Source organism: Chromatium okenii, assembly GCF_002958735.1.
GTDB classification, from domain to species: Bacteria; Pseudomonadota; Gammaproteobacteria; order Chromatiales; family Chromatiaceae; genus Chromatium; species Chromatium okenii_A.
In genome coordinates, this window is sequence record NZ_PPGH01000029.1 from 1 (window position 1) to 12,636 (window position 12,636).

Genomic DNA, 12,636 nt, shown 5'->3' on the forward strand with positions numbered 1-12,636 from the left:
GCAATGGCAATTCCGTTGAGATATAGCACGAGATCGGGACGACGTTCAGAGCCGTGTTTTAACGTGACTTCTTCGGCAAAGGCAAAATCGTTATTTTCTAAATTGTTCCAATCAATCAGGTGTACGGTATCGTGAGATTTACCGACGGCAATTTGTACCGGTACGCCATAGCGTAGCAATTGATAGGTGCGTAAATTGGTTTGATATAGCGTGATACCGCTGGCATCGGCGGCGATTTCTAATTTGCGCAAAGCGGCGGAAATCTGCGCAGCGGAATAGCGGCGTTGGTGTAAATTTTCCCGCAGCAGCTCGGTTTCAATAGCGCGGTTATTATTGCGGTGATGCCAGTCGCCTAGATTGCGGTAGCCAAGTTGTTTCAATAAAGCAATAACACGGTTTTGGGTGGCACGTTCGGGCGGATCATTCTTGTTCTCCTGCTTGTTGCAAACAGGAAAGATAAACCGCGTTTGAATACCAGCGTCCTTGGGTAATCATGCCATCCAATAATGGTTTTAAGGATAAAATATATCCCTTTTATTTGGCACGCAACAAAATTGACAGGGTTCTAATGGCTGTTAAACCGGCATTGGTTGCGCTGCGATAACCTAAATTTTCGTCAATAATGACAAAATCAGCGTTCATTTCTTTTGCTAAAATAATGGTTTCTGCTTCACCAGCATCAAGTTGTGCAAGCAAAATTTGCTTATACAATTGTCCTTGAATTGTTTTAACTGTGATCCAATCGTTATCTATCTGATTGTAGGCAAAGCTCTGTTTTGCTTTGATTTCTTGATAAACCGCTTCAGCAATAATAATTTGCCCAAACAGCTTTTTGAGTAAATCAAGTTGTCCGATGCACGCTAAAGAAATGAGCGGGGTAGTGTTGACAACGACGATCATGGCAGTTTGGCAACGTCGGCGATCATTTCACTGAGTTCTGTTGCGTTATAATCAAATATCGGTTCTTTTTCTGCTTTCATTTGGTCAATGAAATCTAATTTGCTGTAACCAGCAAGTTCTGCGGCTTGACCTAAAGAGAGCTTATTTTTTCGATACCAGTGCAATGCTGCAAAAAACCGCATCTGTTGCGTGAAATCCTGAGCATTTTCACGGAGTGACAATAAGATGTCATCTTTTACAGAAAACGAGATATTCATTATTTAATTCCGGTTGCAAGCAATGTTTATGCCAGTCGAGTTTTTCCAGTCAGTAATTCCTGCATCATGCCTTGCTTGAGGGCGCGGGTTTTATTGCAGCGGGCTTCAAGTGCGGTGATTTCAGCGTCCATGTCGGAGAGGATTTTAGCAATGGCGGTTTGTTCAGCAATCGGCGGAAAATCAACAGTTAGTGCTTGGACATCCTTACTATTGATAGCCGGATAATTCGATCCAGTAATTAAAGTATAAATTTGATGATTTATTTTGGCAGCAAAAAGATGAGCATACAAATAAGCTGGAATTGCGAATTCAGATTTGCATCGCACAACACTAAATCCCGTTGAGCAAACCCAATCGCTTCCCAGTTCAGAAAAAAGTAAATGAGACTGCAAATTTGGTCGAACAGTAGAAACTAAAATATCTCCGATCCTTATGCGCCTCTTAGCCCGAGAAGGAGCACTCGAGAATGTTTTTTCTGAGTAACTCATTAACTTTCCCCGATCTATATCTTCCAAAGCGATGTATTGAAAACTATACTGTGAATCAGTATTGGCGCTGAGATTTTCAGGATCAATTTCAGCCACATCCTCAAATTTTCTCACTTCCCACACCCCACTAAACCCCGGCAGCCGTGTTTTACCCGTCAGCAATTCCTGCATTGCGCCCTGTTTTATTAACCGATTTTTAGCAATCAATTGGTCGAGTTTGGTGATGAGCGCATCAATATCAGATAAAACGGTAGCAATTGCGATTTGTTCAGTAATAGGAGGGACGGGAACTCTGAATGAATTGAGACTCTTGTTTGTAATTTGATTGATGGTAGCACCGAGGTGTTCATTGATTTGGTGCTTGAGTATGACCGACTGAAATAGATAACTAACAAACTTTCCAATTGGGCTACGGTAGACAGCCATGAAAGCTCCAAATGTCATCCCGTTCGTCCGCTTATCAAGCAGCGCCGATTTGCCTATCAAATCACGACTGCCGTTCCTCACGCAGATCAGTACATCATCTGGGCGTACCATAATGCGCTCTGGAATATCGGCTTCAACGAAAACGTTGTTATCAAACGCAAGGGCATCATCTTGGATGTTCGATGAGCGCAGAACAAGTGTCCCATGTTCTCGAACCTCAGTTGGTTTATAGGTAAGTCCAATTAACGCCTCACCAACCTCGCCAAGGCATTTAACATCCCAATCTTCAGGAATCACTCCGACATCTGTCAGCTTGTAGCCGTGCGGAATGGTCATTGATGCGTATCTCGTTGAATTGTTCGCGTAAGCACGAGTTGGAGGACGTTGGAGTTATTACGCATCATTAAATTGATACTTGGTTATAGACAGCATCATCCGCATTATTCCAGACTTCCGATAAAGCTGGTTCTGAAAGCTGCGCAATAGATTGCGTGGTATTGTCATCATTCATCAAAATAATGATCTTTACTTGCTGATCATAAAAAGCGCAATACTGTTCAGGTAAATGAATGTTTCCTTGTTGATCGATGTTGGCGTTAATTTCTAATGCTTGCATAGCCATGACTCCGATAGTTAAATGCAGAATTGAAACATGCCAACGGGTTTATTTTCCAATCGACTCAAACCCCATTTTCTTGAGATGCGTATCGACCCGCGCTGACAACTCCGTTAATTCGTCCATGAGTTGCGGCAATGGCATGGCATAGCGTTCTGCCAATTCACAAATGCGTCCGGTGAGCGTTTGCGAGACCCGATCCAATTCTCCCTGCACCGCGATGGATAAACGAGTCATCCATTTATCTTCAATCACCAACGTTTTTATTTCGTCGGTAGTGAGTTGTGGATATTTCTCAAATGCCAATTTATCCAGCGCGGCATTCTGTTCTTTTATTTCACGCTTCAACGCTGTTTCTAGTTCAGTGAATTGTAGCCAACGCTTCAACACCGCGCTTTCATCCAGCGCATCTCTATCTGTTTTAATTTCTTTCAACCTTGCGCTGATTTCAGTCTTCCCGATTTTATCAAGTGCGCCAAAATAACCTTCTTCACCGCCGTGTTCTTCTTCCAATTCAATTCGGTCAGCAGTTGCCGTGTCAAGCTCGCCTTGTTTTTCTGCAAGAGCATTTTGTTCTGCCACAAAATAACGATTCACCACGAGCGATTTAGGAATCAAATCGCACATCCAACCCTTGTCTTTACCCTTGCCTTTGGGATCGGTTTCAATAATGCGGCGAGTTGTCGCAACCCAACCTTCAGCGGCGATCAAATAGCAATCGTCTTGCATGATTTCGCCCCAATAATCCATTAGGTGCTGATAAAGATCATAAGCATCCAATAATTTTTCTGATTTGAAGCTATTCAATAGGGATTCGGCGATGGATTCAATGAGGGTTTTAGGATAACCGTCAAGATCAAAGTTATTGAGTTGCGGCGTAATGCGCTGACGCCAATCATCAAAGTGTTGCTGTGCCGATTGTTGAAAAGCAGTAAATTCAGAATGCTGAAAAATAGCTGGCTTAATCTCAGCAACTGGCAAAGTAAGACGAGAATAACCGGAGCGCAGCGTTGTAAATAAAGCGGCACGAATACTGGGCAACACTTGCCAATAATCAGCCAGCGCATCGAGATCACGCGCTGGAATGCCGCCGTACAGATGGGCGGCAATATCCTGTACATCTTCCGGTTCGGTGGTATCAATGTAGCGCGGTAGATTGAGATTAAAATCGTTTTTTGAATCAGCGATTTCCGTAATTGATACCATGCGGGCATAACGCGGGGTGTCTATTTCATGATTAAAGGTGTCAACAATGCGATGAATATCTTGTTCGCGGAGCCGATTTTTATTGCCGTCTTTAATAAATCCCTTGCTGGCATCTACCATGAAAATGCTTTGACGAGCAGAGTTTTCTTTATCAAGAACTAAAATACAGGCAGGAATACCCGCACCATAAAAAAGGTTGGCTGGCAGTCCAATGATTCCTTTCAGGATACCTGATTGCACGAGCTGCTGACGAATCACGGCTTCTGCATTTCCACGAAATAAAACACCATGCGGCAGAATACAAGCCGCTTTACCAGTGCTTTTCATGCTGCGAATAATGTGCAACAAATAAGCATAATCACCTTGTTTGGTGGGTGGCTCACCCCACTTAAAACGCTGGTACGGATCATTGGATGGAGTAAGACCGGTGCTCCATGTTTTATCTGAAAATGGCGGATTGGCAACCACATAATCATAAGTCCGTAGTTCTTCGCCATTCTTAAACTTCGGTGCAGCTAAAGTGTTGCCAGATTGGATATTAGCTGTTGGAAATCATGCAAAATCATATTCATACGGGCTAAACCCGCTGTAGTGACATCTTTTTCTTGACCTTCAAGGGTAATTTCTTTATTTGCTTGTGCCGCAACTTTAAGCAACAGCGATCCAGAGCCGCAAGTTGGATCATAAGCGGTCGTGGAGGCTTTGGTATTAGTGGATGAAATGCCGATTACTTGGGCAATTACCCGGCTGACTTCAGCCGGAGTATAAAATTGTCCCTTACTTTTACCGCTTTCAGTGGCAAAGTGGCGCATCAGATATTCATAGGCATCACCAAGAATATCGTCGTGTTCAGCGCGATTGTGTGAAAAATCTAATTCGGGTTTTTCAAAAATGCTAATCAGGTTAGTGAGGCGCTCAACCATTGCCGAACCTTCACCGAGTTTATTCGGATCATTGAAGTCGGGAAAATCACTTTTTGATAAGCGATCCTGATTAGAATTAACCAGTGGTGCAATAATTGATTTATTGATTTGATCGCCAATATCGGGTTTACCTTTGAGCGCAATCATGTCAGTAAAACTCGCACCTGCGGGAATTTCAACTGAAGCATAGTCGCCACTATTGCCGTATTTGTCACTGATATACTTGATAAACAGCATGAATAAAACGTAATCTTTGTATTGACTGGCATCCATACCGCCGCGTAGTTGATCGCATGAAGCCCATAGTGATGCGTAGAGATCTGATTTTTTGATAGCCATCTGTATCAGTTACCGTGCTGTCTTAATTTTTGGTTGAATGCGGAAGGTTACGTGGTGATCTTGGCAGTCATGCGGTTATCTGCGCGATACCACGTTGATCTTGTTAATATAACGCAGAAGCTCTATCAACATGAAATTAGAGAGATAATCTGAAGATGTCAGTCCCAAATGACGAATCTGAGACGCAACCCAAACACACTCTACGGCTTGATCTTGTTGCGCTATATCCGGCTTGCTTTGATCTGAGCAAACCACGCCCGTTGAAAATCAGAATTTATCAAGACTTACGGGAAGCAGGTCACACCGCGAGAGCGGTAAATGGCGCTATGTATGTTTATTGCAACCGAAGGGCGTATCTCAGAGCGATGGAAGCCGGTGCGGTACGGATTGATCTTCAAGGGCAACCCGCTGGTGAAGTGACTGAGGTTGAAGCAGCTGCTGCACGGGAAAAGTGGACACAATTAAATTTAGCCAGGTTACGGAAACCCAAACGACCAAAAAAAATCAAAAAACCCAAAGAACCCAAACCGGTTCTGCCAGTTGATGCGCCATTAACGGCGGAGAATATCGTAAGTGGTCGTCTTCAACTTACTGTGAAATTTGATTATTTACCTAAGCCAGTTGTCGTGAAGACAGGAATGAAGATCGGTATTCAAACTGAGAGGGCGCTGGTGGTAACGACATTAAAAACGAAGACATGGAAAAAATTACAGAAAGCAAAAACAGAGTGGTCACAATGGATCGCATCAATGACCGGCAAGTTGGGCGCTCAAGTGAATAGTGATGGCGGTATAATTGTGATGCTGGAAGACGTAGTGTTACAGGTGTTTGAAAAGAAGGTAAAAGTGAAGGTGAAAGTGGATTAAATAATCATTTATGTTGCCCACAACAGGTTCCATAAAAATCACAGCACTTGAATCTGATAGATAACCTTTATCTGGAGATCAAAGTCATTGGACAGGTTCATGTGTAATCAATTACGCAGATGTTGAAATCTGACGAACTAATCAAGTCACCGCGCCCAATCTGGTCAGCGGTGATTGCGCTTATTATCGGTATCGCCATTGGTTGGGTCGGGCGTGGTTTCATGCCTTGCCCCGTCACAACCAGTCCGGTATCAATCCCAGCTCCAGAAACCGCTGCGTATCTCAACGCTCGCTTTCAGTTCTCCGTGCGTTATCCCGCTCAGTTGCTCTATCCACAAGGTGAAGCGGATAACGGTGATGGTCAGCGGTTTGTGTCCAGAGATGCGCGGACGACACTGGCAGCATTCGGCACTAACCTTTTACTCAACGGCAGTCTGGATGCAGAGTTTGAGGAAGTGGCACGGGACGGAATCGGCGATCATCCGCTGCGGGTTGTGACCTATAAAAAGCTCGGCAACAACTGGTATGTGGTCTCCGGTGTTGAGCAAGGCTTGGTTTCTATATCAAGCGGTTACAGATTGACGATCAATTCATCGGCTTCGACTTCACTTATCCTGAAGCGCAACGCCAAACGTGGGATCAAGTCACCAGTCAGATCAATGCTGGCTTCACATCAACCCGCTGACATCGCAAGCAATCATTGCACCTCGTCGAAAAATTCTTCAATCGCCTTAAACATTTCCCGCTCTTGACCACTCGTTACGACAAATTAGCGCATCAATTCAATGCGTTGTTGCAACTTGTATGTGCTCATATTTTGCTGCATCAAAAAAGTACCCTTTTATTGACAATTTCCCCGCCACCCACGAGTGCTGTGTTTCCAGCATTTATCGTTGTCAGAAAAAAGTAATTTTCAATTATTTGACATCTTGTCAATCAAAGTCTTAAAGTAAATCTGACGAATCAACCCAAATTAACCCAAATCAATCCAAGGGACATCATGGAAACTAACGGGCAACAGGTCGGTTATATCAGAGTGAGCAGCATCGATCAGAACACGGCGCGGCAGCTTGAAGGAATCGCCCTTCATAAACGATTTGAAGACAAATTAAGTGGCGCATACGACCAGCGCCCGGCATTGCAGCAGTGTTTAACGTATCTCAGAGAAGGTGACACCCTGCATCTGCATTCAATTGACCGCCTAGCGCGGAATTTAGCCGACCTCGAAAAAGATCGTTACAGACCTGAATGCTCGCAATGTGACGGTGATTTTTCACAATGAAAATCTGACATTTGCGGCTGGGACAAACGATGCAATGCAAACGTTAGTGCTGCAAATGCTAGGTGCTTTTGCGCAATTTGAACGGGCAATGATTCGCACCCGTCAGCAGGAAGGGATCGCCGCAGCCAAAGCAGCGGGAAAGCGGTTAGGTCGTGCACCTAAATTATCGGCAAACCAAATCACTGAGTTAAAACAACGTCGCAGCAACGGCGAATCGGTCGCCAACTTAGCCGTTGCCTATGGAATTAGCCGCCAGACAGCCAATGAGATATGCAGAAGATTAAAAGATGACGATTCGGGAATCGTTTAAGACGTATCACTTAATTCATCAGCGGCAATGGTAAAACTTAGTTTTTACATTGCCAGACCTAATAAAAAAACTCGGCATAGATTGCGCGAGTTTTCGATTTATTGACTCTTAAATCCCCTTAAAAACGGGTCTCGATGCGAACCGATCGCCCCGGCGTCTATGCTTATCACCAGCAGTCTTAATCCCCTTAAAAACGGGTCTCGATGCGAACAACGCGCTTGAGGATATTGGACTGCACTGGATGTCTTAATCCCCTTAAAAACGGGTCTCGATGCGAACTAGGCGCACCTCGCTTTATACCAACGCCAGCTTAGTCTTAATCCCCTTAAAAACGGGTCTCGATGCGAACGTTGGTAATTTGCGCACTAAGGATCCTAGCTAAAGTCTTAATCCCCTTAAAAACGGGTCTCGATGCGAACGTTGGTAATTTGCGCACTAAGGATCCTAGCTAAAGTCTTAATCCCTTAAAAACGGGTCTCGATGCGAACGGAATTTAACGGTGAATAGTTGATGTCTTAATCCCCTTAAAAACGGGTCTCGATGCGAACCCTTCAGTGAATTTTTTTCTACCTGTAAATCAACCGGTTGCAGATAAAAAATTATACCCATATTGCTCGCTTAAAAAGTTAGGTCAAGTTTTGACCAAAAACACCACAGAAAAGCGCCTTCTTCTAAACTTACACCTCGATTAACCGCGCTGGCGATTCTACCGATTTCAACACCACCGACAAGCGTTTTTTGTTAAGCTACTGCCACGTCAAGAGTGCCGCGACCGCCACTCGTGCCTATCATTCAAAAAAAACAAGACTAAAATGGATGCGCCGTCATGGAATCAAGCTATAGATTGCTCGTGACGATTTCAGTAGGATAGAAAAAATAAAACCCCACTGGCAAGGTTGCTAACGGGGCTTTTTTTCAGCAAGGAATGCTAATTCCGCGTGTTCGCCCATAACCGATATCACGTAAACCAATGACCGATGCACGGTCTTTGGACGGCAATCTTTATTTTAACCCTTTGCGGTTATTTCGTATAGATCGCCCTTCATAACGTCTACCGGTCACTGCCAACGCTTGTGGAGTGACTTATGAAACCACCCATCACGCTAGACCGCACGACCATCCGCAACAAAAATGCTGTAATCCACAGCCAAATCAACACATTATTGGTGGCGCTTGTCTGCTATCCATTGATCGCCTTGATCTTTGGAGGTGCGCTGTGAACACCACCAACATCGAACGCACTGAATCATTCAGAGAATTTTCTGATCGCAACGCGCATTACACCGCTGCGATCTGCGCCCGCTATCTGCCTACAGGAAAAAAAGTGGGCAATGAATGGGTTGTACTCAACCCTAACCGCAGTGATAGCAAAACCGGATCATTCAAGATCAACCTTGACACCGGTCGCTGGCAAGATTGGGCAACCGGAGATAAAGGCGATCTTGTCGGGCTAGTCGCCTATCTCAGAGGCGTCAACAACGGCAAGGCAACGCAAATCATCATTGATGACTTTATTGGCACAACACCAGCGCCAATGCCTAAAAAGAAAAAAAATCAGCAGCGCGTCCAATGGCAACCCGCCCAACTGTGCACTTTCAGCTCGGTGCGCCCTCAAAACAATGGGAATACCGCAATGCCAGCGGTCGTCTGATCACCACCATTCTCCGATTTGAGACTAACAGCGGAAAGGAATTCCGCCCGTTAACGCAATTCGACAAGGGTTGGTTATGGCAACTGCCGCCGGGCAAGCGCCCCTGTATCACCTTGACCAACTCACCGCTCAACCCGATGCAACCGTGATTGCGTGTGAAGGCGAAAAAGCCGCCGACGCCGCCGCCGTGTTGTTTCCTGATGCTGTCACTGTCACCAGCCTAAACGGTGCGAAATCACCTGACAAAACTGATTGGTCGCCATTAAAGGGGCGCGTGGTACGGATATGGCCGGATAACGACCAAGCCGGCAAAGGGTACGCCGCAGCGGTTGCCAAGTTTGTGCAAGCCGCTGGCGCTACATCAATTCAGATTCTGGATGTTTCCAAGTTTCCAGAAAAATATGACGCCGCTGATGTTGTCGATTGGAACCCTGCGGATGCTGTTTGGATTGACCAAACACTAAAAACACCAGTTACGCCTGATGCTGGTGTAACACCTGATAACGCCTTATTTCCGCCAGCGGATAACCGACCTTGTTATTTTGTCTTGGATGATTGGGCAGAGGAGCGCGGGCGCAAATATGCACCGGGTGTTTATCAATGCACCAAGAGCGGCGACAAGGATGTTGGGTTTAGCTTATCCAATCACTGGATATGCAGTCCAATTCACTGCGATGCAATGACACGCGATGAGCAAAAGAACAATTGCGGTCGGCTTTTGCGATTCAAAACATCATTTGAAGATTGGCGTGAGTGGTCTGTGCCAATGGCGATGTTCAGTGGATCATGCGATGAATTGCGCAGCATCCTGTTATCAATGGGTGTTGAAATTCATCCTAAAAACAAGGCCGCTTTATCTGAATATATCCAAAGCCAGCACCCTAAAAAACGGATGTTGTCTGCTACTCAAACTGGATGGAGTGGCGATTCATTTATTTTGCCCGATGCTGTTATTGGCAATTCCGCCAGCGCCGTTGTATTTCAATCCGCTGAGACGCGATCCAATGATTACACTACAGCCGGTTCAATTGAAGAATGGCGCGATGAAATAGCTGCAAAAGCCGTTGATAATCCGATCCTTGCGCTCGCTTTGTCCGCCGGATTTAGTGGTCCATTACTGGAATTAACCAACACTGATGGAGGCGGATTTCATTTCTTCGATAACAGTAGCAGTGGCAAAACAACATCCGTTGATGCTGCGTGTTCAATCTGGGGTGGCGCTAAATATCGACGCTCTTGGAAAAGCACTGCAAATGGCATGGAGGCTATCGCTACTGCATTTAATGACAGCCTATTGGCATTGGATGAAATCGGCGAGGCGGATCCAAAGGAAGTGGGCGCAGTCGTTTATTTGATTGGCAATGGACGTGGTAAACAACGCGCATCGAAAACCGGCGCGGCGCGAGAAATAGCGCGGTGGCGTTGCTTTGCTCTTTCCAGTGGTGAAAGAACCATTGAAACCATTATGGCGGATGCAGGGCAAACCACCAAAGCAGGGCAATCTGTGCGGATGCTAGATATTCCAGTCAAACGCAAATTTGGTGCATGGGACAACTTACACGGCGCTGCTGACGGCGCAAAGTTTTCCGACTCCATCCGCAATGCAGTTAAGAAACAACATGGCATGTTGGACGGCAATTTTTAGAGCGTGTTACACGAGATACGTGTGACTGGAGTAACAGGCTTGAAACCTTTAAGGCAATGTTTCCAACGGAAGGCGCATCAGGGCAGGTGATTCGAGTAGCAGCGCGGTTTGCACTTGTGGCACTCGCGGGTGAACTCGCTACTGAATATGGCTTAACCGGTTGGCAACCAGGCACGGCAATCAATGCGGCAAAAGTCGGTTTTCAACTTTGGTGCGATGAGCGTGTAACTGGTGTAACAGCCAACAGTGAAGGTACACAGGTCATCAATCAGGTTGCGCGGTTCTTAGAACGGCATGGCGATTCGCGTTTCTCTCAGTCCAATCCACCAAAGGAATTAGATTCCAAGGGCAATGAGCGTCCTACTTATGAATCAAAGGTTTACGAGCGTGCTGGATGGTGGCGCGATGATCGACTGCTGGGCGCGTGTACCAATTCACTGCTGAGGGTATGCACGAGGCGCTAAAAGGATTTGATTTTAAGCGGGCACTCAATGAGTTACAGAGTGCAGGTGTGTTGTTAGTGACAGGCGATAAGCGAGCCGTAAGTCTGCGGATCAACAGCAGACAGGTGCGGGTGTATCACATTAAGGCAGATGCTTTATTGCCTGCGGAAACACTTGAAACACCTGAAACACAACAGGCGTTTCAACACAAGCTATTGATAAACAATGCGAAAACACCTGAAACACCTGAAACACCCGAAAGACGTGGAAGAGATGGAAATCATATCAACGGCAGATCAGCAACGGTGATCGCCCCACTAAACTACAGTGGGATTTACGGGGACATGTCTTTTGTTAGTGTTTATGGTGTTTCTAGTGTTTCTAGTGTTTCTAACTTTGGAAATCAACGACTTACAGCACCATGATAAGAAACACACAAAACACATTAGTGTTTTACGTGTTTCATTTAGTAACAACGGCTTACGATGATGTTGAGGTGAACTGAGGTGAAATATGAGCGTTCTACTTGCTAGGCTGACTGACAGAGGGTTCCTTCTGCACCATTAGTACAAGGCGGAATTGATCGCTGAACAGCGACTAACAATGCTGGTGAATCTTGCCATTGGCGTTTCTGATTGACTGCAACAGACAGTCCAATCGTGGAAGTCAACGCTACGCCTTGGTCAACATTTGCTGTGTAAGGTTGAAATTATTGATGGTGAATTTGCCTCACCAGCAGACCTGCTGTCTGCTTTTCAGGCGATTCTTGATTGGTTTAATTGTCCCATTTAACTGAGACGGTTGTTTAATGGTGGTTAATCGTTAAAACTCAGAGGGAGGTTAATTAGAGCGTCAGTGCCGCTCATACTATATCTATTTAAGCAAAATGTTTTATACTGTGGAGTAAGCACTCGCATAGCTTGAAAATGCGGGATAGTTGTTCTATTATGTGGGATTTAGGAATCATCATGGCTAATCAATGCGATCAACCACCGCAGACGTTATCGAATGTAATGCCTAATGAAACAGGTCAGTATGTTCCTAGAAAAACGAAACACGATAGCCAAGTCAGTTTTTTTATTCGTGCGTTTTACGATCTTTTCTATCACAGGAAAAATGGTTATGGTGCATATTTTTTTGTTAATAAAGCCACAATGGAAGCTATGGATATTGATGACGAAAGAATAGTCAATAAAATGAAAGCTATTTTTTACAATTCGTTTTATTCCATCGCTTCAAGCAAATCGATAACTGATGCTATTTCTATTATTAGAAACCGTGATC

At 45.1% G+C, this 12,636-nt stretch carries 18 protein-coding genes; 10 read left to right on the forward strand and 8 right to left on the reverse strand.

Annotated features, from left to right (window positions below):
• The 8 genes from CXB77_RS05645 to CXB77_RS24495 form a co-directional block, all read right to left on the reverse strand.
• Positions 1 to 380: type I restriction endonuclease (locus CXB77_RS05645; protein WP_242445477.1), on the reverse strand; the 380-nt coding region annotated here is incomplete at its 3' end.
• Positions 381 to 420: 40 nt separating this feature from the next.
• Positions 421 to 525, reverse strand: a complete 105-nt coding sequence (locus CXB77_RS24490) for a hypothetical protein (protein WP_197711014.1) — start codon at positions 523 to 525, stop codon at positions 421 to 423.
• Positions 526 to 534: 9 nt separating this feature from the next.
• Complete coding sequence (locus CXB77_RS05650) at positions 535 to 900, reverse strand: DUF3368 domain-containing protein (RefSeq protein WP_197711012.1); 366 nt, start codon at positions 898 to 900, stop codon at positions 535 to 537.
• Positions 897 to 1,157: a UPF0175 family protein gene (locus CXB77_RS05655; RefSeq protein WP_105073146.1), complete on the reverse strand. Its 261-nt coding sequence runs from the start codon at positions 1,155 to 1,157 to the stop codon at positions 897 to 899. Before CXB77_RS05655 ends, CXB77_RS05650 begins: the two co-directional genes overlap by 4 nt.
• Positions 1,158 to 1,183: 26 nt before the next feature.
• Positions 1,184 to 2,407, reverse strand: a complete 1,224-nt coding sequence (locus CXB77_RS05660) for a restriction endonuclease subunit S (RefSeq protein ID WP_105073147.1) — start codon at positions 2,405 to 2,407, stop codon at positions 1,184 to 1,186.
• Between the two features lie 67 nt (positions 2,408 to 2,474).
• Entirely contained in the window at positions 2,475 to 2,687 is a 213-nt protein-coding gene (locus tag CXB77_RS05665; RefSeq protein ID WP_105073148.1) for a hypothetical protein, read from the reverse strand.
• A gap of 48 nt (positions 2,688 to 2,735) precedes the next feature.
• Positions 2,736 to 4,430: an N-6 DNA methylase gene (locus CXB77_RS05670; RefSeq protein WP_431520707.1), complete on the reverse strand. Its 1,695-nt coding sequence runs from the start codon at positions 4,428 to 4,430 to the stop codon at positions 2,736 to 2,738.
• Complete coding sequence (locus CXB77_RS24495; protein ID WP_431520704.1) at positions 4,409 to 5,155, reverse strand: type I restriction-modification system subunit M; 747 nt, start codon at positions 5,153 to 5,155, stop codon at positions 4,409 to 4,411. Before CXB77_RS24495 ends, CXB77_RS05670 begins: the two co-directional genes overlap by 22 nt.
• 155 nt (positions 5,156 to 5,310) lie before the next feature.
• On the opposite strand from CXB77_RS24495, the gene CXB77_RS05675 reads away from it, so the two are divergent.
• The 10 genes from CXB77_RS05675 to CXB77_RS19115 form a co-directional block, all read left to right on the forward strand.
• Positions 5,311 to 6,021: a ProQ/FINO family protein gene (locus CXB77_RS05675; protein ID WP_105073149.1), complete on the forward strand. Its 711-nt coding sequence runs from the start codon at positions 5,311 to 5,313 to the stop codon at positions 6,019 to 6,021.
• Between the two features lie 170 nt (positions 6,022 to 6,191).
• Positions 6,192 to 6,773, forward strand: a complete 582-nt coding sequence (locus tag CXB77_RS05680) for a hypothetical protein (RefSeq protein ID WP_146108726.1) — start codon at positions 6,192 to 6,194, stop codon at positions 6,771 to 6,773.
• A 248-nt stretch (positions 6,774 to 7,021) separates the two neighbouring features.
• A complete protein-coding gene (locus tag CXB77_RS24500) occupies positions 7,022 to 7,303 on the forward strand; it encodes a recombinase family protein (protein ID WP_431520705.1) in 282 nt (93 codons plus the stop codon).
• Positions 7,287 to 7,613: a recombinase family protein gene (locus CXB77_RS24505; RefSeq protein WP_431520706.1), complete on the forward strand. Its 327-nt coding sequence runs from the start codon at positions 7,287 to 7,289 to the stop codon at positions 7,611 to 7,613. Before CXB77_RS24500 ends, CXB77_RS24505 begins: the two co-directional genes overlap by 17 nt.
• 1,085 nt (positions 7,614 to 8,698) lie before the next feature.
• Positions 8,699 to 8,833, forward strand: coding sequence for a hypothetical protein (locus tag CXB77_RS22940; protein ID WP_277949355.1), 135 nt, complete (start codon positions 8,699 to 8,701; stop codon positions 8,831 to 8,833).
• A complete protein-coding gene (locus CXB77_RS20260) occupies positions 8,830 to 9,264 on the forward strand; it encodes a hypothetical protein (RefSeq protein ID WP_197711013.1) in 435 nt (144 codons plus the stop codon). The genes CXB77_RS22940 and CXB77_RS20260 overlap by 4 nt, the downstream gene beginning before the upstream one ends.
• Positions 9,265 to 9,340: 76 nt before the next feature.
• Positions 9,341 to 10,909: a DUF927 domain-containing protein gene (locus CXB77_RS05695; protein ID WP_105073151.1), complete on the forward strand. Its 1,569-nt coding sequence runs from the start codon at positions 9,341 to 9,343 to the stop codon at positions 10,907 to 10,909.
• 56 nt (positions 10,910 to 10,965) lie between these two features.
• Positions 10,966 to 11,373, forward strand: coding sequence for a hypothetical protein (locus tag CXB77_RS05700; RefSeq protein ID WP_105073152.1), 408 nt, complete (start codon positions 10,966 to 10,968; stop codon positions 11,371 to 11,373).
• On the forward strand, positions 11,358 to 11,777 hold the full coding sequence (locus CXB77_RS05705; RefSeq protein WP_105073153.1) for a hypothetical protein: 420 nt from the start codon (positions 11,358 to 11,360) through the stop codon (positions 11,775 to 11,777). The genes CXB77_RS05700 and CXB77_RS05705 overlap by 16 nt, the downstream gene beginning before the upstream one ends.
• A gap of 495 nt (positions 11,778 to 12,272) precedes the next feature.
• The coding region (locus tag CXB77_RS19115; protein ID WP_172452556.1) for a hypothetical protein at positions 12,273 to 12,636 on the forward strand (364 nt) is incomplete at its 3' end.